Raw genomic sequence first — 25,473 nt, forward strand, 5'->3', positions numbered from 1 at the left:
TCAGGAGACCTCCTCCTTCCATGGGATTGTTATCAGTACATCTATACCTCCGCTGGCTCCCCGGGTAAGAATCAGCGGACGCCCGAACTGTGTGAGCAGCCGGCGGTTAATGTTCCGCAGGCCGATTCCGGTGCCTTCGCCATGCGAAGATCGGTAGTCGTCCTTCATCCACGAGGATAGCTGTTCATCGCTCATTCCCTTCCCGTTGTCCGAGACGGTGATCAGGATATCACCGCCCTCCTGCCGGGTGGAGATGATCACTGTTCCTCCGTCAATTTTCTCCATCAGTCCGTGACGAACAGCATTCTCTACAATGGGCTGCACAATCAGCGGCGGCAGCGGGAATTCACTGACCTCAATATGATATTCGGCCTTCAGCCGCTTCCCGAACCGGGCCTGCTCCAGCGACAGATAGGCTTCGATCAGCTCCAGCTCCTTCTCGAACGGAATGGCGGTCTCCTGGTTGCTGAAGTCGAAGCTGCCGCGCAGGAAATGGCTCAGATCGTATAACAGCTGCTGTGTCTTCTCGGTGTCACGCGTACTCATCCAGATGATTGTATTAATCGCGTTGTAGAGAAAATGCGGTTTGATCTGCGCGCGCAGCATGGCGATCTCTGAGCTGAGCCGCTCGGAGACAGACCGCCTTAGCTGAACCAGCGTGTTGACCCGTCCCTTAAGATCACTCCAGATATAAGGCTTATGGATGAAATCATTGGCTCCGGCCCGGAAGGCCGCCTCGTTGAAGTGAAGCTGCTGCCCGGCCGTAGCCATCAGGATCGGCAGGTCCAGCGGGGTGTAGGTCTGGCGGATGATTCTGCACAACTCCAGCCCGGACATCTCCGGCATCATGACATCAATAATGCAGAGATCGAAATTCCGGTCACCGGCCAGCAGTGCCAGCGCTTCCTTGCCGCTGCTGCGGCTTGCGATGCTGTAATTCTCCAGCGACAGCAGGTTAGTCAGTGCCTTCAGGTTGGCATAATCGTCATCTACGATCAGGATACGCGGCGAATAGGGAGCAGCTTGCCCGCTGGATTGCGGCGGATCAGCCGACCGGTATTTCCAGAGGTCATCCAGCATTTCCGGCTGGGTATACGCTTGTCTTAAGAGCGCCTGTTCTCCGGCTTGGGCGGCAGCGGCGGCTTCCGCCTCGTTGCCCGGAAGCGTGAAAGTGAATGTACTGCCCCGGCCAACCCGGGAAGAGACGGAGATGCTCCCGCCATGCAGCTCTACCAGCTTGCGGCTGATTGCAAGACTTAGTCCGAGACCTCCGGTCTCCAATGAATCGGCCTCGCTGAGCTGCTCATAGTCGCGGAAGAGGTACTCCAGCTGATCCTCGGGAATGCCCTTTCCGGTATCGGTGACGGCAACGGAGAGGAACTCCTCCTGCCAGGCGGCCTCAATCATCACGCTGCCGCGGTCCGTGAATTTCAGCGCATTATCCAGCAGGGTATAGAGAATCTGCATCAGCCGCTGCTCATCTGCCTGGACCAGGAATTGGCCCGGCGGAATGTGATTTTTGATGCGGATGCTGCCCTTCTTGTTCAGGAACTGGAAGACTTCGATGACAATGGCCGCTACCCCCTGGATATCGACAGTCCCCCATTGCAGGGTGATGCGCTGGCGCTTGATCTGTTCATAGTCGAGAATGTCCCTGACCATGAAGGCCAGCCTTCTGCCGGTACCGAGAATCAGCCGCATATCCTCCCGCTGAGACGGGCTTAGCGGTCCTCCCGCTCCCTCATGCATGGATAACGCCACATTAATGATGGCATTCAGCGGCGTCCGCAGCTCGGCGGAGGTCTTCAGCAGGAACTCGTCCTTATCCCTGTCCTTGCGCTCAAGCAGCTGGGATAGCTGCTTAATGGTCTGATACGCATGGGCATGGCGCGCAGACAGGAACAGCCCCTCGGCAAGAATGAAGATCGGACCGGATACCGGCGGAACGGCATAGAGTTCAGTCCCGAAGAACAGATTGCTCACTAAGGACAAGGTGAACATGACTGCAGCAATCACACCGATCAGCAGATAGTTAGAACCGGTCTCCCTCCGCCAGGCGGCCTTGACCATGACGTAGAAGGTATAGCAGACAGAGATGAAGCTGAAGGTCAGCAGCACCCCAGTAATCCGCGAATACACAGGCAGCGTGGTGAACAGTACAATGGTGCAGAAGCTCAAGGCATACACGAAGCAGATCCGCTTGAAGAGCCGGGAATACAGAGCAGGAAACAGGGAATAGGTATAGCTGGACACGCAATAGAACCCGACTACACCTGACACCGCCTGCAGCTTGCTGAATCCTTCATACGACAGGGATGGGAGGTACTCGAAGAGCAGCTTCTCGCTGTGCGTCAGCATATAGAGGGCAATCATGAAACAGTAGACGGCCAGCTGGAATGAAGACTTGTCCTCTTTGCGCTGGAAGCCCTGACCGAATAAGTACAGGCCGATAAAAGAAAAGCCCGCTACCAGCAATATATCATAGGTCCGGTTCCGCTGGTCGATGGCAGCTATAGCAGCAGGAGTACCGATCCGGATAGGCTCCGCAATGCCTCCGTTTGAATATGTGAAATTGGATGTATGTATCAGAATCTCCGCCAGGTTAGACTTGCTCTGAAAAATCAGGGAATACGGATGATTGCGCGGCTTGGTGGTCTCCCGGGATTCCCCTGGTGCCCCGCTTCCGCCCAGCCGCTCGCCATTTACATATACCTCGCTGGCATTGCGGATATTGCTCACCTTGAGGGCGAAGGCGGGGACCCCTGGCGGCAGCTGAACCAGCAGTCGGTAGGTCGCATATCCGTAGCGGGAGGAGCCGGTAGCCTCCGATCCCCGGCCCCAAGCGCCGGGCACGGACATATAGGCCGGTGCCTCTGCGGTCCGGGATAAGGAATGCTGCGGTTCCAGCAGCTCCTGCCAATAGAATTCCCATTCCCCTCCAAGCGGGTAGACGGCAGTATTATCGAAAGTGCAGGAGGACAAATCGGCCCATCCTGACCGTGGGCTGTAGCAGGCAGACGAGGAGCCAAGCAGGGGAACCAGCGCCACTGCGGTGAGCAGGCCGATGCATAGCAGGGCGAGCACTCTTTTGGCCAGCAGACTATAATCAAATGTTCTCATAATTTCATCATATCTCCGGCAGCTTGCGCTTGTCCAGCCTGTTGATTACATATCCTTCTATTTCCCGCCGATACGGTATCGTCCATAAAATAGACAGTAAAGCCACTTCCGCTTGGCATCAGAGAAGCAGAAAGTATTGTATAATTGAAACTCACTAGAGTACTTGAGGAGCGCTGAAGAAATGTTCTATATAGATATTATGTCATGGCTGACCGAGGAGCGCCTGTTACAGCTGCTGGAGCAATACCGCTCGTTCGGGCCGCTGCCGGGTGTGGGGCTCACCTTCATGAAATCGTTCGTGCCTCCGCTGCCGACTATAGCGATTGTAGGGCTTAACGGGGCGGTGTACGGGTTATGGCTGGGGTTCCTGTATTCCTGGATCGGCCTGGTCGCAGGCTGCACGGTCACCTTCCTGATTATCCGCAAAATTGCCGGCCATCCCTATCTCACCAAATGGGCCAAGCGGCCCAAGGTAGCCAAAGCGATGACCTGGGTCCGCCAGAGCGGGTTCAGCTATGTGTTCCTGCTTAGCCTGTTCCCGGTGGGGCCGTTCGTGGTGATTAATATGGCGGCGGGTCTGGCCGGAATGCGGCTGCGTTCCTATCTGATTGCACTGTGTGCCGGCAAAGCCATTATGGTATTTGCGGTATCCTACATCGGCAATGATGTGCAGCGGTTCATCCGTCATCCGGCGGAAATCATCTATGTGCTGCTGTTTATCGGAGCTTCCCTGTGGGGGGTTAAAGCGATTGAAGCCAGGTTCGCCCGGCTGGCGCGGGAGCGGGAGCTGCGCGGCCAAGCGCCGCTACAGCACAAATAATTCACGAATCTCCTCGTCCTCTGTAACGCCTCTCTCCCCGGTATGAAGCCAGCTATTGGTGACAGCATTGTAGCGGTAATCCTTACTCCATTCCCCGATATTGCTGACGATAGACTGTACGGCGAAGATCATATGCTCTACCTCCCGGTCCGTCATGATCGGGTGCAGGGACAGGCGGACCCAGCCCGGCTTCAGCGACTGGTCCCCGGCGTGAATCGCCTGGATGAATGCCTGGGATTGCGCCGGGTTCAGCCCGAGCAGCTGATGGCCGTACGGACCGGCGCAGGAGCAGCCGCCGCGCGCCTGAATGCCGAAGCGGTCATTCAGCAGCCGTACCGCGAGATTGTAATGAATCTCCTTCAGCGTGAAGGAGACAATGCCATGCCGCTTACGGTGTACGCCCTCCAGCACAGAGCAGTCGGGAATCTGCGCCAGACCCGAGAGCAGCTTCCGGCAGAGCTCCTGTTCACGGACGATCATATATTGTCCGGTTCCGTTCATCTGCTCCTTCAGCTTCACGCAGAGGGCGGTGCGGATCGCCTGCAGGAAGCCGGGGGTGCCTCCGTCCTCGCGTACCTCAACATCATCAATGTAGCGGCGTCCGCCCCAGCGGTTCACCCATACTACGGTGCCGCCGCCGGGCTCATCCGGCAGCCGGCCGGTGCAGAGCGCGGTGTCGAACAGCAGCACGCCGCCGGTTCCCGGGCCGCCGAGGAATTTATGCGGAGAGAAGAAGATGGCGTCCAGCTTCTCCTGCGGGGCTGCCGGATGCATATTGATCTCCTGATAAGGGGCGCTGGCTGCGAAATCCACGAAGCATACCCCGCCATGCCGGTGCATGAGCGCAGCAAGCTGATGATACGGGGTCTCTATGCCGGTGACATTGGAGCAGGCGGTGAAGGAACCGATCTTGAAGCGGCGGTGCCGGTAGATCGTCAGCAGCTCCCCGAGCCGCAGCAGATCCACCTCACCGCCCGGCCCGGAGGGAACGGTAACCACCTCGCCGAAGCTCTCCTGCCAGGGCAGCAGATTGGAATGATGCTCCATATGGCTGACGAAGATAACCGGGCGCTCCTCCGGTGCGCAGAGGGTTTCCTGCTTCAGCCATTCCGGCAGCTTCAGGCCCATGATCCGCAGCAGCTTGTTCACCGCACCGGTGGTGCCGTTGCCGCAGAAGAGCAGGGCATCTGAGGGGGCAGCATTCACATGCTGCCGGATGATGCTACGCGCTTCATGGTAAGCCAGGGTCATGGTCAGGCCGGTGGTATTGGAGTCGGTATGCGGGTTGCTGACATAGGGGCCGAAGGTCTCCTGTATTTTGCGCTCGATCGGCTCATACAGCCGGCCGCTGGCCGTCCAGTCGGCGTACAGCAGCGGCTGCCGTCCGTAGGGGGTGGAGATCAGATGGCGGCTGCCGACAGTGTGCTCACGGAATGCCGCGAAATGCTCTTGCAATGAAGACGGCGCGTCTGCCGCAGCGGCGCGGTGGATACTCAGCACGGACAATCCCTCCAGGCAATGAATGCTCTATCAATGAGACGGATTCCGGCAGTCGCTGGTGCTGCGCAAGGCAAGTATCGTGTGAGTCGCAGCCTCTGCGTGCCCGCCGGGGGTAACCAATCCGTCTTCGTCTGCCTCAGTATATGCCCGGTGGCGTAATTAGGTTAAAGCCCATAATCATCAGATGAAGAGCTGGATATCACTCTCCAGCGCATCCTTCAGATACGCGGCGGCATCGATAATCTCCACCTCGGGCAGCAGCTCCTCCGGCTTGAAGCCCATGATCTCCACCGAGAGCTTGCAGGCGTAGAACTTGATGTTCTTTTTGCGCGCGCCCTTCAGGAAATGTATAAGCTTCGGTGCTCCTTGATCCTCCATCATCTCCTCCAGCATCAGCTTGCCGAGCCCGCTGAAGTTCATCCGCGAGAGCGGGAGCTGCTCCGGTCCCTTGGGAGTAATGACATCCATCAGCTTCTCATAGATACTCTTATCCTCTAGCGTCATAGTCTCCGGGTCCCGGACGAGGAACAGCCCCCAGAACGAGAAGAACATCGTAACCTCCACCTCAATATCCCTGGCCGCATTCGCCAGAATCAGCCCGGCCATCGCCTTGTCATACTCCCCGCTGAACATTAGCAGATTCAGTTTTTTGCCCATTCATCAGCCCTCCATCGGTATCCATAGAATGTCATTAGTATGGTTAGGGAGAGGGAAAGTATGCCTGTAGCGCAGCCGGAAGACACGAAAAAAGGCTCCCTGGCGGGAGCCTGAAAGGTACATATAAGCTGTTACAGCGGCATATGGCCCGAATGTATGCGAAAAACAGCATCTACTGGATGCGGATAGAGAGGGCTAGGGCGAATGGTGGACGGGTTACTCCAGGTTGTCTCTAGTCAGCTATCCCCGCGCTCCACGCAGCAAACGCACCGTGTCCCTCACTGCTCCTCTCCCTGCTCAGCCTCAGCCTGGCGGGCATTGTCATAGCGGCGGGCGGACAGCCAGATGCTGCCGGTGAACAGGACGATCAGGCCGAGGATAATACCGAAGCGCCAGTCTCCGGCCTTGAAGTTGAGCTGCAGGACGGTAAGCACCAGGGCGACCTGGGTCCAGACGAGGGTTCGTTTGCGGAAGGCGGTAATGTCTCCGGCCATCTTCGGCATGCCGCGGATAATCCGGTACGCCAGGAGGGCGAGGATCAGCGCAAACAGGGCGGTTCCGGCCATTTCGCCGGTAGTCAATCTATTCATGGTCTCAGAATCCTTTCGGGTTAACATCAGATGAAGCTAATTATAACGATCCCCCTACCCGCGTGCAAAGCATCCTGACAGCTTCAGGAGACCAGCTTGCGGATCTCATCGGCAGGCAGCGGAGGGAAGAACAGGAATCCCTGAATATGCGGGCAATTATGCTGCACCAGGAAGGCCAGCTGCTCCTGCGTCTCGACCCCTTCGGCAATCAGGTCATAGCCAAGCTGGGAGGCGACGAAGACGATCGATTTGATGATGGTCTCATCTATGGAGCTGACGCCGATGCCGGTGATGAAGGTGCGGTCAATCTTGATTTTGTTCACGGGAAAATGCTTCAGGTAATTCAGCGAAGAATATTTCGTGCCGAAATCATCGATGGAGACGATGATCCCGTGATCGCGCATCTGCTGCAGCAGCGGATAATGCTCCTCCAGCAGTGCGGTGCTCTCGGTAATCTCGAATTCCAGCACACCGGTATCCAGCCCGTACTCGTCAAGCACGGCGAACAGATTCTCGATCAGGTTCCGGTTGTAGAACCAGCTGTTGGAGATATTAATTGAGGTCCGCAGCACCGGCATCCCCAGGCTGCGCCACTCGCAGAGCTGACGGCACACCTCACGCAGCACCCAGTCGGTCAGCTGGATCATCAGCCCGGCTTCTTCGACGGCAGTGATGAACGTCCCTGGTCCAATCAGCCCCTTCTCGGGGTGATTCCAGCGGATCAGCGCCTCTATGCCGATCATTTCGCCTGTGATGGCGTTGATCTGGGGTTGATAATACAGCACGAATTCTTCCCGTTCCAGGGCGGAGTGCAGATATTTGGCGATCATCGTCTTCTGCTCCAGCTTCTCGCGCAGCTCCCAGTCGAAGATGAAGTAATTGGTGTCCTCCTGCGACTTGGCCTGATACATCGACATATCGGCGAATTTCAGCAGATCATCCGTATTCTGCGAATGCTCGGGGTACAGGGAGATGCCAATGCTGGTGGACAGGCTCAGATGTGCTCCCGAGATCAGGAGAGTCTCTGCGATCAGCATGCTGATCCGCCCGGCGATCACAGGAATATCCGTGTGCGGCAGACCCGCGAAGATCATCACGAATTCATCTCCGCCGGTACGGGCGAACAGCTTGAAGGGCAGGCTCCCGGATTTGAGCCGTCCGGCCAGGGTCTTGATCACCTGATCCCCCGTAGAGTGGCCGAGCGTATCATTAATCTCCTTGAACCGGTTCAGGTCGAAAAAGAATAAGGTATAGGTCTGTGTAGGCTCCGAGCTCTGCAGCAGACGCTCGAATTCGTCCATGAAGAACCGCCGGTTGGGGATCTCCGTCAGACTGTCGTAGTGCGCAAGCCTTTCATAGAGACGCTTGGAAATACGCAGGTCCCGGGTCCGGATGCTGACCACCCGTTCCAGCTCACGGTTGAAGCGGCTCTGATACCAGAAAATATATAGAATGAAGGCAATCACGAGCAGAAAAGCAATATCGATCCACAGCACGCTGAGCAGCACCTGCCATTTCTTGTGGGAGGGCAGAGAGATCCCCATCAGCCAGTGCTGATTGTAGGTATTCACGGGAACGGTGAGCTGCGGGTCCTTCGTATGGGCTTCATTGCCGAACAGGAAGGTATGATCCTTGGCAGTGACATAGATATTACTGTCCTTATACACAAGCTGGTTAATGATATTATCAATCTTCACGGTGACGGAGACGATGCCCTCCAGAGAGTTGTCCTTATAGATGGCCTGCCGGATCACCATGCCATAGCCGCCCTGGGCAAGTGTACGCGGACCGTCTATTGTAATGCTGCGGGAACGGATCGTTTCTTGGATCATGCCGGGAGAGGCCAGGGAGGAATCCAGCAGCAGGCTTCTGCCTAGCAGTGACGAATTGCCTTCAAGCGGGTAGAGGTAGCGGATCAGACCATCCGGAGCGATCATGATATTCGTGACGTTGCTGGTGTTCTTGGCGTGTGCGGTGACCAGGTAGCTCTGGATTAGTGCAGGATCGGCATCGAAGCCGACGGTTTGGATAAAGGAGCTGACCCCTTTCACAATGGCCACCCGCTCTTCGATGTTCGAGGCCAGCATGACCGCCTGTGAGGCCAGATCCGCCTTCTCGGCTCTATATTCCCGGGCCAGGGATACGGAATAGTAATAGAACAGGCAGAGCTGCAGGACGATGATGAAGCCGATGATGATGCTTAAAGGCTTTTTACTAAGGAAAGCCATGGATTGCCCCCGATACCGGAAAAATAAAAGCCGCAGATGTCAAAGTGTATAATAAGCGGTTCCTAGACCGCAGGGAAATGTCGATAAATGTCGTTTGGGTCTCTATAGCATGTCATTATTATCGTGTTTGCGCAAGGGAATTCCTAACAAAACCCGCCTGAATCCAAAAACGGATAAACACCGTCTGCATAAAAGGGCAGTAAGCATTTATCCGAGTCTTTGGAGAGAAGGGCATGGCCCTGCCCGGCTGGAAGGCCGGTGCTATTTTTTGAAGATGCCCAGCGGGGCACCCATCGGCAGGAAGGTACGTCCGAAGTGGGCGTTGAGCACAGATGCGCCGCAGCCGTAGAGCGATACGATACCGATAGCCATTTCCGATACGGCAGCCAGCTTGTGGAAGAATTCCGCAGCGAAGCCGAAAGCATCCATCGAGAGTCCGAGGAACAGGAAGTCGATCAGGATGAAGATAATCAGCAGTACACGGTTTGCCTCAACGGCGCCGAGCGTCATGAAGAGGGTGAACACAAGATATCCTGCAAAAACAAATCCTAGCTGCTTGGGATCAACGCCCTCCGCCAGCACTGCACCGAATACACCGAGCTTGATCAGCCAGCTTGCCCCCATGCCGAACCAGAAGAACGCATAGGCGCCGAAGGCAGTCATGCCGAAGGTATTGTTGTGCTTGGCATCCTGGATGGATGCGAATAGCTGGGCGAAGGCTCCAAGGAAGATGGCCCATGGAATACAGTAGCTGAGACCTGTTGTAATTTCGAGCTTTTGTGAAGAAGCGACCAGGGTAACGATGGCTAGTCCGAATAAGCCGATGGCGCTGGGGTCGGCGGTAACGATTTTGACGGACTGTGCGGTGTGCGGTTGCGCTGACATAACAATGAAAGCCTCCAATTTTCATAAGTGTTCGCATAGGATAACAGCACCCTGAGCCGGGTGCTGTTATCAGCCTGCCTATCATATCATATCGCCAGTAGCTTGCCTATAAAAGAAGTCTCTTATCGGCCGGTGTAATAATTACCCTGCTCCAGAAAAGAATACAGCGCCTGGGCCTGAAGCGGCCTGCTGATATAGTAGCCCTGAAGCTCGTCGCTGCCCAGCTCCCGCAGCATATCGAATTGCTCTCTTTGCTCAATGCCTTCCGAGACTACGCGCAGCCCCAGATTATGGCTCAGCTCGATAATCGCCTTGACGAGCACATCCCCTTGGGCCTCCCGTGACATCTCGGAGATGAAGGAGCGGTCAATCTTGATCACATCCACCGGGAAGCGGCGCAGATAGCTGAGGGAGGAGAAGCCGGTGCCGAAATCATCCAGCGAGATCCGGAACCCGTGGGCCCGAAGCTGCTGCAGCGACAGGAAGATGCCGTCTCCGGAGACGAGCACGCTCTCCGTGATCTCCAGCTCCAGGCTGGAGGCGGGCAGCTCATATTCATCGAGCAGCTCTAAGAGCAGCTCCAGCAGGCCCGGCTGCATGAGCTGCAGCGCGGAGATATTCACTGCGGCGGTGAGCTCAAGACCCCGGCTGCGGAAATCGCGCATATCCGAGCACACCTGGCGCAGCACCCAGCTGCCGATGCCGACAATGGAGCCGCTGCTCTCCGCCAGCGGAATGAATTCGGCCGGTGAGATATTGCCGTAAGCAGGGCTGGTCCAGCGCAGCAGAGCCTCCACCTTGGATACCTGCAGCTGTCCCGTGCTGAGAATCGGCTGGTAGTGCAGCTCGAACTCGTTCCCGGCGGCAGCGGAGAGGAGCTGCTGGGCCAGTACCTTTTTGCGCCGGATGCCTGCTTCAAGATCCTCTGAATACTGGAAAATGTTATTGCGGCCGGTCTCCTTAACATGGAACATGGCCAGGTCTGCCTGCTTGACCAGATAATCGGCGTCTTCCCCGTTCTGCGGATAAATACTGATGCCGATGCTGGCGGTATTATATAGAAGATGCCCCTTGATCCGGTGAGGCATGGAGAGGGCTTCCTGAATCCGGGAGAGCTGCCGGGCAATGCTGCCTTCATCAGGCACATCATAGAGCAGAATGGTGAATTCATCCCCGCCGAGCCGGGAGACCACATCATGCTTGCCGACAACCTGCGTGATGCGGAAGGCGGTCTCCTTCAGGATGGCATCTCCGAAGTCATGGCCGAGGGTATCGTTCACTGTCTTGAAATGATCCAGATCAATGAAGACCAGCACGATCTGCCTGTCACTTCCCTTGACGGCGGCAATCGCTTCATTCAATTTGTCAAAAAACAGCGAGCGGTTGGGCAGACGGGTCAGCGGGTCCAGCATCGATTGCCGCCGCAGCTCATCCTGGGTCTGCTCCAGCGAATCAATCATCCGGTTGAATTCGACCTCCACTTCACTGAATTCATCCTGGCCTGAGCTGGGAATCCGGATGGAGAGATCCTTGCTGCTGCCGATCATTCGGATGTTGCGTACCAGAGTGGACATCCTTCTCAGAATGAACCGGTTCACGAAGAGGAGGCTGGCACCCAGCATTAGCAGAATGGAGATGAAATAGAACATACGGAAGGTGGAGAGCGACTTGAGCCCGCTGTTGTAGAACTGGCGCGGCTCCTTCAGGGTGAGGACCATCCCGGGATCTTCGAACAGGTCGTCCAGTATGGTGTGGATGGACATCTGCCCGCCCCGGGCGGGGCTGGTCCAGACGCGTTCCCCTCCGCTGTCCGCAAGCAGCGGGGTGGTGAGACGCGACATCTCCATCGTGGACTGGGTATCCTCCCAGATCTGTGCGATTCCATCCTGGTGCAGCATCCGTCCGGCAATGGCTGTTCCGATGACCGGCTTGTTCTTGCTGCTGTTAAGAATAGGCGTAATTGTAATTAGCATAGTCCCTTTATCCAGATTAACGAAGCCGCTCCGGCTCGTGCCGGGAGATCCCGGCACAGGCAGACGGCTTCGGATCAGCTTGATTAACGTCAGTTGCTCCTCAGTTAGCGGGGTGACTATTCCTGCCGGAAGGTCGTAGGAGCCGCCGTACAGCGGTTGTCCGTCCAGATCAAGCAGGGCAATCATATCGAAATGATTCATTGGATAAGCAGCCGGTTCAAGGCTGCTGCGGATGAAGGCGGCAGCCGTACTGCCGGAGTCCGCTGAGCCGGTAGCCGCTGCGTTCTCTATGAAGCGGTAGGTTTCATCCCGGACGGCAACATCAAGGAGTCCCGTTCTCAGGCTCTCCAGCTCTTGATGATAAGCTGCGGTAGCCTTGCTCAGGTTGCGCTTCAGCTCTGCCTCGTCCAGCTTCTCGAAGCGGTTCAGCAGAATCACATGAAGCATCAGATAGGTGGCACCAATGCCGAGGATAGCGACAAAACTAATGAAGATGATTATTTTTTTGCGGAGTTTCATCTGATCCCCTTCATTATTTAAGATTTAATAGGAAATAAGTACCATCGATTATAGTGTACCACGATTAGGGAATATTTTGCAGCGTAAATCTGCCCGAAGTGTCGAATTTTGATGTATAATAATTTAATGATAATAATTATCAAATAATAATAAAAGGAGATTTTTCTTGGCATGATGGAGAAGTGGACCCTTTTTAAGACAGCCTCACGGTTTGGAGTGATCCCCGTTATGCTCATACCGGTTGTCCTGGGAACAGCCGGGGCCTATGTATGGCAGGGAGTGTTCCATCCGTTTTTATTTGTAATAACGTTCATCGGAGCGGCTGCGGCCCATTTATTCTCCAATATGGTGAATGACCTGTGGGATTTCCGCAACGGCACGGATACAGAGGCACAGCATACACCTGGAGCCATCTCTACGAACTCCGGGCTGCTGTCCGGGGGCGTCATGCGTGAGTCGCTGTTTGCCCTGCTGACCTGGGGGCTGCTGGCCCTTGCGGCCGGGTGTGGCCTGCTGCTCAGCCTGTACAGCGGCTGGGAGATTCTGTGGTTTGTAGCCGGCGGTGCGCTGATCGCTTATTTCTATGTGGCTCCGCCGCTGCGGTTCGGATACCGGGGCAAGGGCTACAGTGAGCTTGCGATCTTCCTGGCCTTTGGACTCATGCCGGTTCTCGGTGCTTATTTCGTTCAGACCGGGGGGTTCAGCCTGAAGCCGGTGCTGTTATCGTTGCCGAGCGGCCTGCTCACAACCCTGCTGCTGTTCAATCATCACTTTCTGCACTGGAGAGCCGACCGGCAGGCCGGCAAACGCACACTGGTCGTGGTATGGGGTGAACGCAGGGCGCTGATCTTCTCGCAGGTACTGCTCTACATCTCCTATGCTTCACTGATTGTATGTGTGCTGCTTCATATCTTGCCGGTATACGCGCTGCTCGCTCTGCTGACAGCCATTGCCCCGATACGGATCTACCGCAGCCTCCAGCCGGAGAATCCCTCTGAAGCCTATCTGCCGCTTATGGGTGCCTCACAGCGCGCATCGGTACGCTGCGGGGCGGTCATGACAGCAGCCCTGCTGATCCAGGGGCTATTTTAAAATATATATCATTGACTACTACACTATAGAAAGCGGGAGAATTCATGGACAAGCATCTGCCAGCGAACGAAGGTATGCCTGCAACACAGGGCAAGCAAACGGTGATCGGGGATTTCCATACCATACTGGAGGAAGGGAGGGTCTGGCAGACGGGCGGCTTTAAGCTGCCGGACGGCTCGTTCTGGGCGTATCGTGAGCCGGAAGCGGTGGTAATTGTGCGTAATGAGTATCTGTACGTGCGGGCTCAGCTGAGCCGCCGTCATGATCAGGTGCAGATTCTGGATAATGCCAAGCATATGTACTATTCGGCCCAGCCGGTAGAGATTCCGGAGGAAGGCGAAATCCGCTTCGAGCTCCAGATCCGCGCCCGCACACAGGGCACTGCACCAGGGGATCTGTATGACGGCTATGTGTCGCTGAATCTGCTGGACTTCACCACAGGCGCTGCGCTTGATTTCTTCGCCGGCAACGACAAATACGCCAGTGTGTACGGCATCCTTCCGTTCCCCGGGGTAACTGTACCCGAGACGGGAGGGACCAAATACTTCTGTATTTTCAAGGAGGATACGGACTTCAAGCCGCGCGAATTCAACACGTACACCATCACCTACCACCGGGGCAACAATGAGGCTGTCTTCTATGTGAATGGGAATGAGGTGCGGCGCGAGCGGAATGTGCCCGTGAAATTCAACAGCTTCACCATCGCTCTGGGCATTATGACGGAGAAGGACCTGAACCCGGAAGGCAGCGTGTCGGCGCACGGACAGACGGTTATCGCTGAGTGGTCACCGGTTACCATTACAACCACCGCACAGTAACGTGCTCATATGACTGATAAGGATGAATGGCTGTGAATATAAGAACTTTCTTCAAGTTTGTCGAGCTGCCGACGAAGGTGGCCAGTATGCTCCCGCTGCTGCTGGGGACGCTGTATGCCCTGTACCGGTTCGAGGATTTCTATATCCTGCGCTTCGTGCTGATGCTGGTGTCCCTCTTAAGCTTTGATATGGCGACAACAGCGATCAACAACTATTATGATTTCAAAAAGGCCGCCAAAACCCATGGCTACGGGTATGAGACCCATAATCCGATTGTCCGCTTCAAGCTGAAGGAGTCTACGGTGGTGGCGCTGATCGTCATTCTCCTTGTGCTGGCGGCAGGCGGGGGCATTGCTCTGGTGTTCCAGACCGGACTGCTGGTATTCCTGCTCGGGGGACTCTCCTTCCTGATCGGCATCCTGTACTCCTTCGGACCGATCCCCATCTCGCGGATGCCGCTCGGCGAGCTGTTCTCCGGGCTGTTCATGGGGTTCGTCATTATTTTCATCTCGGCCTATATCCATTCGGATCAGGCGGTGGTCACTCTGCTGCTGAAGGGGGAATGGATCAGCCTGCATATCAATTTCCTTGAGGTGCTGTATCTGTTCTGGTTCTCCGTCCCGGCGATTCTGGGCATTGCCGGAATTATGCTGGCGAACAATATCTGCGACATCGAGGATGATATCGAGAACCGCAGATACACGCTGCCGGTGTACATCGGACGGGAGAATGCGCTGCTGCTGTGGAGGCTGCTCTATTATGTGTCTTTTGCCGATCTGATTGTGCTGGTGCTGCTCGGGGTCCATCCGGTCCTGGTCCTGCTGCTCCTGCTGACCCTGATTCCGCTGCGCCGTAATATTGCACGCTTCTATCAGGAGCAGCATAAAGGCACGACCTTCATCCTGGCGGTGAAGAATTTCGTGCTTATGAGTGCGGCAAGAATCCTTGTGCTGGGTATAGCTGTTATATGGGTTACACTAAGATAAGGAAGGTGATAACGATGGCAGAGAAGCTTCGCTGGGGAATTATGGGCTGCGCGCAGATCGCTACAGGCTCGGTCATGCCGGCTATCCAGGAGTCCGAGACCGGAGTGATCCGGGCGGTGGCCAGCCGCGGGCTCACGAAGAGCAGCAGCGTAGCCGCCGAATTCGGCATTGAGCAGGCTTACGGCAGCTATGAGGAGCTGCTTGCTGACCCGGAGGTGGATGCCGTCTACATTCCGCTTCCCAATCATCTCCACTGCGAATGGGTGATCCGCGCGGCGGAAGCGGGTAAGCATATCCTATGCGAGAAGCCGATTGCGCTGAACAGCCGTGAAGCGGCCGAGATGGTAGAGGCTTGCCGGAAGGCGGGCGTTCACCTGGCGGAGGCTTACATGTACCGGCATCATCCGCGCATCAATGAGCTGCAGGTGATTATCGCCAGCGGCGAGATCGGCGCGGTGCGTACCATCCGCGGCACGTTCACCTACAACGATGCTACGGATACCTCCAACATCCGCTTCAACGCTGCCTGGGGAGGCGGATCACTCTATGATGTCGGCTGCTATCCGCTCACCGCGGCGCGGCTGCTGTTCGGCACAGAGCCGGAGGCGGTAACGGTGCACGCGCTGTTCTCGCCGGAGCATGACAATGTAGATATGGTAGCTTCCGGGCTAGTGGAGTTTCCCGGCGGGAAGAGCCTGATCTTCGATTGCGGGATGTGGGCGTACAACCGCCAGCTCCTGGAGGTGCTCGGTACGCAGGGGCGGATCGAGATTCCGATGCCGTTCAATGCGAGATTCGATGATGCGGAGTTCTTCGTATACGGCGGCGGAGAGCCCCGGCGTGTCGAAGCCGTCGGAGCCAACCCTTACGTCCAGCAGGCCGACCATTTCGCTACGGCGGTCTTCAGCGGCAAGCCCTGGATTGCGGAGGAGGACCCGCTGCTGAATATGAGGCTGATCGAGAGCTGCCTGGAGTCAGCCCGGAGGCGTGAGCGTATCTGCTTAGGGTAATCATTTGTTCCATCTGTTAATAACGCCAAGCAGCGATTCTTCCAGTTACGGAGGAATCGCTGCTTTTTTGCGTCTTTATGGCTTTTACGAAGAGGAGAGGGGGCTTGCTTAGATTGCGTTCAGGAGAATCTCGTCCTCGTCTTTGTCACCACGGTTGAAGGCTTCGCGGTCGAATTCGCCCTCTGAGTTAGCCACCAGCAGGGCTGTTACGGTAGTCCCGGTAGCATTAACTGCGGTTCGGCCCATATCGATAAGGGCTTCCACCCCTGCAACGATGGCTATACCCTCAAGCGGCAAGCCTAGCGCTGTCAATACAACGGTGGTAGAGATTACAGCCGGCCCGGGGACTCCTGCTACCCCAATAGAGGAGATGATGCTGACCAATACCAGCGTGATATAGTCGGTTCCGGTAAGCTGAATCCCGTAGACCTGAGCGGTGAACACAGCCACAATGGCCGGCCATACGCCGCCGCAGCCATTGAAGTTGACGGACGCGCCCAGCGGAGCCACGAAGCTGGCAATGCGCGGTGAGACATGCAAACGTTTCGTGATCACCTCAAGATTCACCGGCAGGGTGGCGTAGCTGCTTCTGGTGGTGAATGCAACGGTCAGCATCGGATAGATTTTGCGGAAGAAGCGGATAGGGTTCACCTTGGCCACAAACAGCACCAGCCCGCCGAAGATCAGGACAAAGTGCAGAATCAGTGCGGCGTAAGAGGTTAGGATGACACTGCCCAGCTCCTGGAGGGTATCCCAGCCGTAGCGTGCCGTGATTCCGGCAATCAATGCGAATACGCCGTAAGGCGTCAGACGGATGACGAATTTTACAACTTGGTGCAACACTGTCGTCAAGGATTCAATAAGATCGCGGACAGGCTTCACAGCCTCCGGCTTCTTGGAGCCGACCTTAATAATGGCCACAGCCAGGAAGATGGCAAAAATCAGCAGAGGCACCACCTTGCCGGTAGCCGCTTCATTCACGGGATTGGAAGGGACAAGGTCGAGGATCACCTGTGAGAAGGTGGGAATTTCGCGGGCGGTGAAGTCCTCGGGAACGGTCTGCTGGATGCCTTTGCCCGGGTTGAACAGCAGAGCTACAGACAGACCGATGATGGAGGCAACACCGGTGGTGCCTAGGAACCAGGCGAAGGTTTTAATTCCGATTTTGCGCAGGTATTCAAGGTTAGTTAAGGAAGAGATGCTGTTCAATACCAGAATGAACACCAGCGGCACAACAAGCATACGGATCAGACTGACATAGATGCTGCCGAAGGTGCTGATGGCCTTGGTCTCCAACGTGAAATATTGAAAAAATATTCCTGCAATCAGTCCGATGCCCAGCCCTGCCAGAACACGGGTGCCGAAGCCGATTCTCTTGCGGGCCAGGAAATAAAGGATACCGAATACGATAATAGAGACCACAAAGCCATGCCAATTCGTCTCAATGGCGGTTAATAGATTGTTGTCGATATTATTCATGCTGCTATAAAGCCTCCTAATAATAGTTTTTTGGTCGGAATTATGGGTTTAAATGTATATGGTAATTTTATGAATGTCAATGTATGAATATGTCAATTAACTTTAAATCCGATAAAACAGATGTGATAAATAAATTGGTGATTGACAAAGGATGGCAGGATGAATAATATGGAACTTATCTGCAAGCCATTTAGGGATCGACTGGACCGCCAGAGATTCAACAGAAGCGCATAATCATGCGTGCTGTTGAATCTCTTTTTGCGTTCTGTTGTCCTCTAATCGGCAATGCCAACTATCAGCCTAGGGCGAAGTGAAAGGAATGGTTCATCTATGAAAAAGCTTACGGTATCCGTTATTGCCGCAGCGGTGGTCTTCTCGGCATTGACCTTTGCCGCCGTATCCGCTACGAAAAAAACAGCGGAGGCTGAGCCGGTTCAGGAGAAGGCCGCCGCTGCCGCAGCGGCAAGCCAGCCACCGGTAGCACCCGTGCAGACGGCCCAGCCTGCTGAGAGCTCTTCCGCTGTAGCGGTGCAGACCGAAGCACCTCCGGCTGAGGCGGCTCAGACCGCAGCAGTCCAGCCTGAGGCATCAGCAGTACCGGCTGTGGTTGCTGCCGTGCAGACGAAGGCCAGCGCAGCCCCTGCCGTGGCGGCTCCAGCCGCCGCAGCTTCAGCAGAGCCGAAGGATGCCGCAGCATTGAACAAGACGGCGGCCCAGCCGAAGGCTACCCCCGCCCCTGCCGTTCAAGCCCCTCAAGTGCAGGCTGCCGGCGCCAAACCGCAAGCTGCCGTTCCAACAGCAGCTCCTGTAATCAGCACCCCTGCTCCTAAAGCAGCCGTTGCAGCGGTTCCTACGGCCGCTCCGGCTGCTGTTACCGCCACGCAACAGCCGGTGGTTGCCGCAGCGCCTGCTGTAACACAGGCCCCTGCTGCGACACAGGCTCCAGCCAAGGCGGTTACCTTCTCCACAACCGAGGTGGTCAAAGCCAAAGCTACTGCAGCCCCTGCTTCTTCGGCTAACACAGCTAATGCTGCACCGCAGCAACCGGTAAGCGCTCCTGCGCCTGCACCGGCAGAAGCTGCCCCTGCGGAGGCTGCTCCGGCTCCGGCAGCCACAGAAGAGGTTTGCCCATGACGGGCAAGCCTGCTTCTGAAGTCCGCTGGCCGTTACAGACCATACCCCAATCCGAGTCGAGGTGCACATAATGACAAAACTGATTAAGCTCAAAAAGATAGTTCCGCTGCTGCTGGCAGCCTCTCTATTTGTTCTCCCGGTTCGCCAGGCAACAGCAGACCAGGCCGTGCCGGAAACGGAAGCCTTCGTTCAGGCTGCTGCCGGGGGCAGTGTAAGCCATTATAATTATTTCAACAATGTCTACAGCAATTTGAAGGACGAGAAACATGTGTTCAAGACAGCGACGTATGAGGACATCGTCCATCTGTTTGAGAGCGAAGGGAATTACGCTGTGCTGGTGGGCGGAGCGTGGAGTGAGAATACTCAGGCAGAGATAGGCTTTATTAATGAGGCTGCCAAGGCGTACGGTATATCCACCATTTATAATTTTGATACGAAGCTGGATGGAGATAGCCTGGATATTGCTGACAGCAATAATAAGTATGCATATAAATACGTGGATCTGGTCAATAAGTACTTGAAGAATCTTGCCTTGTACGACAAAAGCATTCCCGAGCATAATGTGAGCTACGTAAACAAAGCGGGAGCCGTTATTACTGCGAACAAGCTTGAAGCGCCTTTTCTGTTCGTATACAACAAGGATCATAGAGACAGCCAGGGCAACAGTGCCCCTATCGTATCTTATCTGAACGAGAGCAGGTCCTGGAGTGATTTCCAGACTGGCGGAAAGCTGGACCCTGTTAAGGTCGCGGATTACAAAGCCCTGCTGGAGCCTGTATTCCGTTCGGTGCCTTCCTTTAACACGATTGATGAGTCAGCTTATATCAAGGCGGCCTTCAATAAGAACTATCTGGGGGAGAATCCGGGGAAGCCGGCAATCTTCACGGAAGGGGACGGCAGTCTTGTCTATGAGCATGTTACCTACCATCAGCTCAAGCAGATTTTGGCCAGTGACGGGAATTATGCGGTTCTGTTCGGCGGGTCCTGGTGCCCGAATACGCAAGCGGTCATCAAATACATTAACGAATATGCCAGAAAATATCAGGTGGACAAAATATATTTCTTTGACACCAAGCTGGATGCCGGGGTGACTGTCGCCGAACCGGATAATAACAGCGGCGGTACCTATCCGGCCAATCCGCACGGCAATGAAGAGCTGCAGATCCGGCTAACAGGACATCCCTATGCGAACCTGTATGTCGATCTGGTTAACACCTATCTGACCAACATCAAGACAGAGAACAATACGGCGGCAAAGCCTTCCGTCATCAGCTATATCGATGCGAGCGGCGTCAAGATCAACGGCGACCGGCTTCAGGTTCCGTATCTGTTCACTTACAGCAAGAATAATAAGGATGAAGCCGGGAATAGCGCTCCGATCCTGGGACATGTGGAGCTGATGTACTCCTGGACGAACATTCAGCCGGGTTATGTGGATACCAGATATCCTGGCGTGTATCCGGCCGGCGTCCGATATTCCAATACCGTTGCGGCGTTGTCGGCTCTGTATTCGAGACTGGAGAGCGTGCCGGGCGGATTGACAGGAATAGCCCCGGCTGCGGCCGGAGGTACTGACGGGCAGATTGCAGGCACAGCAAACAGAGCATTGGAGTACACAAGGGAGGGGGAAACTGCATACACCCCTGTAACAGGTGACGCAATTACCGGACTCGCTCCGGGAACCTACACTGTCCGCTACGCCTCCAAGCCGGGGTATCAGGGGCCGATTACGTCCACTGGCGGTGCAGTAGCCATCTCTTACCCGGCAGGAGCTCCAGTGAAGGTAGTGGTGCCGGAATATATTGAGTCCCAGGCGGCACCTTCCGGATTGACGGGGGTAGCTCCTACTACAGAGGAGAATATTGACGGGCAAATTACAGGGACGGTGGCCGGACAGGAATATAAGCTGGCTGAAGGCGCTGAATACCTCAAAGTAGAAGGTTCGTTGATCACTGGACTGACCCCGGGGATCTATCTGGTGAGATATCCTGCCAGAGAAGGCTATAGCGCCAGCCCGGCAACCGAGGTTGAGGTTCCTGCCTACGGGGAGCAGGCGGCGCCGACCGGACTGGCAGGCATTGCACCGACCACTCCCGAGAATAAGGATGGACGGATCACAGGCACCACCACGCTACTAGAGTTCAAGCTCTCCACAGTCACAGATTATGTCTATGCGACGGATGGTGAGATTACCGGACTCGTGCCGGGTGTATACAATGTAAGATTTGCAGCCAAAGAAGGCTATAAGGCGGGGCGCGCTGCGGATGTAACCGTGCCGGCTTATACAGCTGAGCAGGCAGCCCCAACGGGACTGGCCGGGATTGCTCCAACATCTGCAGCGAATAAGGACGGCCGGATTACCGGTACCACAGCAGCGCAGGAATATAAGCTGTCTACGGCTACGAGCTACGTGTATGCAACAGGCCCGGAGATCACCGGTCTGGTTCCGGGTACGTATGACGTCCGATATTCAGCCAAAGAAGGCTATAAGGCGGGGGCGGCGGCCAGCGTCATTGTGCCTGAGTATGTACCGGCTTCCGGCGGCAATCCTCCGGCATCATCCGGCAGTACACCGCCAGGAACCGTGCCAGGATCAGCACCGGCCGCACCCGTCAGCAGTGAGCCTGTTACGACAACAGAAGGGGAGACGGTGATAGTATCGTCAACGGCTTCGGCCACTACCGATGACACTACCGGAGTAACTACGGCGTCCCTTACAGCGGATACGCTCTCCCGACTGGTGGAGAGCCTCATCAAGGCTGAAGCTGCCGGTAAAAAAGCTATCCTGGAGATTAAGGTGGAGACTAAGACAGATACGCAGACCGCAGAGCTGATTTTGCCAAGAAGTGCGTTCAATGCTTTGGCCTCAGGGACGAAGGCAGAGATTAAAGTGAACTATCTGAATGTGGGAACCATTACACTCGATGCCCGGTCCGTAGCCAGCATCAGCGGAGCGGCAGACCCTGGGAATATTCATATCCGGATTGCTAAGGTATCGCTGAACGAAGAAGGACAGGCGGTACTCGGCAACCGGCCGGTCTATGATCTGTCACTGACCGCAGGTGACAGTGAGATTAAGGCGTTCGGCGGTGGTAAAGCCAGTATTAGTGTGCCCTACACCCTGACGGCAGCCGAAGACGCCGATTCCCTGGTCATCTATCATATTACAGAATCCGGCAGCCTGGAAACGATTCGCGGCGGGTATAGCCAGGCGTCGGCCAGTGTGAATTTCGTTACCCCGCATTTCTCCCAGTACATTGTCGGGTATAACAAAGTGAGCTTTACCGATGTGCCGGAGAGTGCCTGGTATAACAACGCAGTGAGCTTCCTGGCAGCCAGAGGAATAACCTCCGGCACGGAAGACAACAATTACAGTCCGAATGCCGCTGTAACCAGAGGCCAATTCATTGTTCTGCTGCTCAAGGCTTATGGAATAGCGCCAGAGAATGAAGGAGCCGCCAACTTTACCGATGCGGGGGCTACTTATTACACCTCTTATCTGGCGGCTGCCAAGAAGCTGGGGATTGCCTCCGGCTCCGGGGATAACCAGTTCAAGCCGGACCGGCAGATTACACGGCAGGAGCTGTTCACCTTGCTGTACCGCGCACTGAATACGCTGGGCGAGCTTCCCTGGAAGTCCGCAGGCTCAGCAATATCCGCTTACAGCGATACAACTCAGATTGCCGGATACGCACAAGAAGCCCTGCAGGCTCTTGCGGAACACGGAGTGATCAAGGGGGATAATGGAAGATTATACCCGCAGGAGCTGTCCACGAGAGCACAGGCGGCCCAGGTTATCTATAATCTGTTGGCGCAATAGCACCGCTTCCCCAGTAGCATAGCAAGTTCATCAAGAGTAGCCTAAGGGCTGCTCTTTTTGCTGTTTTCGGGTCTATGCAGAAATCACGCTGCAATAAATCACAGGAATCAAGTGCTAAAATTTGCTAGAATAGGGTGAATGGTACTTTCTGTTGCATGAAGGAAGAGTGTGCTTACCGAAGGGAGAGAGACGTCAATGGGCTTAACTGAAGAGCCGGTGATTTCAATTGAGGGCTTGTGGATGAATTATAGTGACCGGATGGTGCTGCGGGGGATTGATCTGAAGGTATACCGCGGGCAGATTATCGGATATATCGGACCCAATGGGGCCGGTAAAAGCACGACAGTCAAGATTATGCTCGGTCTGGTGGAGGGTTACAACGGGACCATACGGATTTTTGGCAGGGATATCTCGGACGGGGATACGGCTTACAAAAAAAGAATCGGTTACGTGCCTGAGGTAGCAGAGCTGTATGACAGCCTGACAGCGCGGGAGTATCTGACCTTCACCGGTGAGCTGTACGGACTGAAGCAGGCGGATGCCGATGACAAGGCGCGGAAGCTGATGGGGCTGCTGGGAATGGAGAAGGCCTATGATATGCGGATTGCCTCCTACTCCAAGGGGATGAAGCAGAAGGTGCTGCTGATTGCCAGCATGCTGCATGACCCGGATATTCTGTTCCTGGATGAGCCGCTCAGCGGGCTGGATGCCAATAGTGTCATGGTGGTCAAGGAGATCTTCGCCACGCTTGCCGCCAGGGGCAAGACCATCTTTTATTCCTCACATATTATGGATGTGGTCGAGAGAATCAGCAGCCGGATCATCCTGCTGGACGGAGGCGATATTGTCGCGGACGGAACCTTCACGCAGCTGCGGGAGCAGAGCCGGGAGGGGTCACTGGAGGAGATTTTCAATCAGCTGACCGGGTTCGATCAATACAGGGATATTGCAAGCGAGTTCGTGGCTGTGATAGGCGAGGGTGCGGGGCATGAATGAATTCCTGATTCTGAAGCTGCTTGACCGGGTACAGTGGATCTTTAAGAGCCTGGGAGCCGATTATGCGCTCATGCGCCGCATTCTTCAGGTCAAGCTGACGATGGATGGCAGACGGACACCTACCCTGTTCTCCGGGTCGCAGAATTCCAAGCTGGAGATGGAGGGCTCCCCCTTCAGAGTCCAGTGGCTCTATCTGCTGCTGGGGCTGATGCTGATCGCTATGGTTGCGCCTAGAGACCACCATATCCTGATGATGAGTCTGCTGTTCAGTATCGTGATGTTCCTGATCACCACGACGCTGATCTCCGATTTCTCGACCGTGATGCTGGATTTGCGCGACAAGAACATCCTCTTCTCCAAGCCGGTGGACCGCCGCACACTGAACATGGCCAAGAGCTTACATATTCTGATCTATCTGCTGACCCTAACACTGACCTTCACCGGACCCTCACTGCTGTTCTCTCTATTCCGGCACGGGCCGGGCTTCTTCTTCATGTACGCAGCTGAGATTCTGCTGATGGACGGCTTCATCCTGGTGTTCACTGCGCTAATCTATCTGCTGATCCTGAGGTTCTTTGACGGGGAAAAGCTCAAGGACATCATCAACTATGTTCAGATTATCCTGTCTGTGGGGGTAACTGTCGGCGCGCAGCTGGTTAGCAGGATGTTCAATCTATCGGAGCTGGGGCTGGATTTCACTCCCGCCTGGTGGCATTTCCTGCTGGCTCCGGTCTGGTTCGGGGCGCCGTTCGAGCTGCTGGGCGGAGGAACAGGAAGCCGGTCCGTGATTATTCTGACAGCGCTCTCTGTGGTGGTGCCTGCCGTGATGTTCGCCGCCTACATCCGGCTGATGCCGGTATTTGAACGCAGCCTTCAGAAGCTGGCTGAGCATGGCGCAGAGGGCCGGGATAGCGGACGGCTTGCCCGTGTGCTGTCCGAGACCGTGTGCCGGAACAAAGCGGAGGCCATGTTCTTCCGCTTCACCTGGTCGATGATGAAGAATGAACGCGAGTTCAAGCTCCGGGTATATCCGACCATCGGCTTCTCGCTGATCTTTCCCTTTATCTTCATCTTCAATCAGGTGTGGAGCGGCGATCTGGCCGGGATCAGAAGCTCCAAGTCCTTCCTGTTTATCTATTACAGCGCGCTGCTGCTGATGACAGTCGTGCAGATGGTCCGTTACTCGGCCAGCTATAAGGGGGCATGGATCTATCAGGTGATTCCTTTACCGGGCAAGGGGCTGGTCTACCGGGGAATGCTGAAGGCAGCGGTCGTGAAGCTGCTGGTGCCGCTCTTTCTGCTGGAGGCGGCAGTGTTCATCGCTCTCTTGGGCTCCTGGATTATTGCAGATATGGCAGTCGTCCTGCTGGCTCTGCTGCTGTATGCCGTGATTTGCTTCCTTACGTTCCCGAAGGCGCTCCCGTTCTCGGAGAAGTACGAGGCGGCGCAGCGGAAGGAATTCACCGGCAGTGCTTTTGTACAATTGTTCATTCTTGGGGGGCTGGCCGGAGTGCACTATGTCTTCACTCTGATTCCTGCAGGAATATACATCTACATGGTAATTCTGGTAGCTGCTAATGCCTGGATCTGGCGCAGGGCGTTCCTGCCGGACACCTCCCGGGACAACGGATTTCCAACCCTTCGCGCAGGCGGCTGAGGACAAATATGGACAATTTTTGCCGGCGTTCAAAAAAGGGTCCAAGTTCCATTATTTACTTAGACAGCCCGGTGAATACAAGGTAAAATACAGCTAAAGTTAGTTTTCAGAGAATACCTGCAATCATTATATACTCTTCCATTTATCCGCTATTCGTATATTGATTTATAACTTAAGATAGACCCTGAA

Annotated in this window: 17 protein-coding genes; 9 read left to right on the plus strand and 8 right to left on the minus strand. The window is 55.4% G+C overall.

From position 1 onward, the window contains the following. The gene (locus NSS64_RS30735) at positions 1-3,120 is read right to left on the minus strand and encodes an ATP-binding protein (RefSeq protein WP_341142599.1); all 3,120 of its coding nucleotides are present in this window, start codon (positions 3,118-3,120) and stop codon (positions 1-3) included. Between the two features lie 181 nt (positions 3,121-3,301). Here NSS64_RS30735 and NSS64_RS30740 point away from each other — a divergent pair, with 181 nt between their 5' ends. After that, positions 3,302-3,940, plus strand: a complete 639-nt coding sequence (locus NSS64_RS30740; RefSeq protein WP_036728222.1) for a TVP38/TMEM64 family protein — start codon at positions 3,302-3,304, stop codon at positions 3,938-3,940. On the opposite strand, the gene NSS64_RS30745 is transcribed toward NSS64_RS30740, so the two are convergent. The 6 genes from NSS64_RS30745 to NSS64_RS30770 all read right to left on the minus strand — a co-directional run bounded on the left by NSS64_RS30745 (position 3,926) and on the right by NSS64_RS30770 (position 12,292). Beyond that, positions 3,926-5,440, minus strand: a complete 1,515-nt coding sequence (locus tag NSS64_RS30745; protein WP_341142600.1) for an aminotransferase class V-fold PLP-dependent enzyme — start codon at positions 5,438-5,440, stop codon at positions 3,926-3,928. The two genes, NSS64_RS30740 and NSS64_RS30745, sit on opposite strands and share 15 nt — an antisense overlap. 180 nt (positions 5,441-5,620) lie before the next feature. After that, entirely contained in the window at positions 5,621-6,097 is a 477-nt protein-coding gene (locus tag NSS64_RS30750; protein WP_076080972.1) for a DsrE/DsrF/DrsH-like family protein, read from the minus strand. A gap of 278 nt (positions 6,098-6,375) precedes the next feature. After that, on the minus strand, positions 6,376-6,687 hold the full coding sequence (locus tag NSS64_RS30755; protein WP_340994812.1) for a hypothetical protein: 312 nt from the start codon (positions 6,685-6,687) through the stop codon (positions 6,376-6,378). An 83-nt stretch (positions 6,688-6,770) separates the two neighbouring features. Then, positions 6,771-8,915 carry a bifunctional diguanylate cyclase/phosphodiesterase gene (locus NSS64_RS30760; protein ID WP_341142601.1) on the minus strand — a complete coding sequence of 715 codons (2,145 nt, stop codon included), beginning with the start codon at positions 8,913-8,915 and terminating at the stop codon, positions 6,771-6,773. 261 nt (positions 8,916-9,176) lie between these two features. After that, positions 9,177-9,800, minus strand: a complete 624-nt coding sequence (locus NSS64_RS30765) for an acetate uptake transporter (RefSeq protein WP_341142602.1) — start codon at positions 9,798-9,800, stop codon at positions 9,177-9,179. 122 nt (positions 9,801-9,922) lie between these two features. Next, positions 9,923-12,292: a bifunctional diguanylate cyclase/phosphodiesterase gene (locus tag NSS64_RS30770; RefSeq protein ID WP_341142603.1), complete on the minus strand. Its 2,370-nt coding sequence runs from the start codon at positions 12,290-12,292 to the stop codon at positions 9,923-9,925. A 171-nt stretch (positions 12,293-12,463) separates the two neighbouring features. Here NSS64_RS30770 and NSS64_RS30775 point away from each other — a divergent pair, with 171 nt between their 5' ends. Genes NSS64_RS30775 through NSS64_RS30790 form a run of 4 tightly spaced genes read left to right on the plus strand, consistent with a single transcriptional unit; the run spans position 12,464 to position 16,198 of the window. Next, the gene (locus NSS64_RS30775) at positions 12,464-13,384 is read left to right on the plus strand and encodes a prenyltransferase (protein WP_341142604.1); all 921 of its coding nucleotides are present in this window, start codon (positions 12,464-12,466) and stop codon (positions 13,382-13,384) included. Between the two features lie 44 nt (positions 13,385-13,428). Further along, entirely contained in the window at positions 13,429-14,202 is a 774-nt protein-coding gene (locus NSS64_RS30780) for a DUF6081 family protein (protein ID WP_341142605.1), read from the plus strand. Positions 14,203-14,234: 32 nt separating this feature from the next. Continuing rightward, positions 14,235-15,188, plus strand: a complete 954-nt coding sequence (locus NSS64_RS30785; RefSeq protein WP_340751150.1) for a 1,4-dihydroxy-2-naphthoate polyprenyltransferase — start codon at positions 14,235-14,237, stop codon at positions 15,186-15,188. Positions 15,189-15,202: 14 nt separating this feature from the next. Then, complete coding sequence (locus NSS64_RS30790; protein WP_341142606.1) at positions 15,203-16,198, plus strand: Gfo/Idh/MocA family protein; 996 nt, start codon at positions 15,203-15,205, stop codon at positions 16,196-16,198. A 108-nt stretch (positions 16,199-16,306) separates the two neighbouring features. Here the strand turns inward: NSS64_RS30790 and NSS64_RS30795 are convergent, their stop codons facing one another. Then, positions 16,307-17,677 carry a dicarboxylate/amino acid:cation symporter gene (locus NSS64_RS30795; RefSeq protein ID WP_341142607.1) on the minus strand — a complete coding sequence of 457 codons (1,371 nt, stop codon included), beginning with the start codon at positions 17,675-17,677 and terminating at the stop codon, positions 16,307-16,309. Positions 17,678-18,007: 330 nt separating this feature from the next. On the opposite strand from NSS64_RS30795, the gene NSS64_RS30800 reads away from it, so the two are divergent. The 4 genes from NSS64_RS30800 to NSS64_RS30815 all read left to right on the plus strand — a co-directional run bounded on the left by NSS64_RS30800 (position 18,008) and on the right by NSS64_RS30815 (position 25,284). Beyond that, positions 18,008-18,811 (plus strand): hypothetical protein, encoded by an 804-nt coding sequence (locus NSS64_RS30800; RefSeq protein ID WP_341142608.1) that lies wholly within the window; start codon positions 18,008-18,010, stop codon positions 18,809-18,811. A 70-nt stretch (positions 18,812-18,881) separates the two neighbouring features. After that, complete coding sequence (locus NSS64_RS30805) at positions 18,882-22,631, plus strand: S-layer homology domain-containing protein (protein ID WP_341142609.1); 3,750 nt, start codon at positions 18,882-18,884, stop codon at positions 22,629-22,631. Positions 22,632-22,826: 195 nt separating this feature from the next. Further along, the gene (locus NSS64_RS30810) at positions 22,827-23,627 is read left to right on the plus strand and encodes an ABC transporter ATP-binding protein (RefSeq protein ID WP_076080960.1); all 801 of its coding nucleotides are present in this window, start codon (positions 22,827-22,829) and stop codon (positions 23,625-23,627) included. Continuing rightward, positions 23,620-25,284, plus strand: coding sequence for a hypothetical protein (locus tag NSS64_RS30815; RefSeq protein ID WP_341142610.1), 1,665 nt, complete (start codon positions 23,620-23,622; stop codon positions 25,282-25,284). The genes NSS64_RS30810 and NSS64_RS30815 overlap by 8 nt, the downstream gene beginning before the upstream one ends. Positions 25,285-25,473: the final 189 nt, after the last annotated feature.

Origin of the sequence: Paenibacillus sp. FSL H8-0122 (assembly GCF_038005345.1) — a bacterium.
Lineage (GTDB): Bacteria > Bacillota > Bacilli > Paenibacillales > Paenibacillaceae > Paenibacillus_AQ.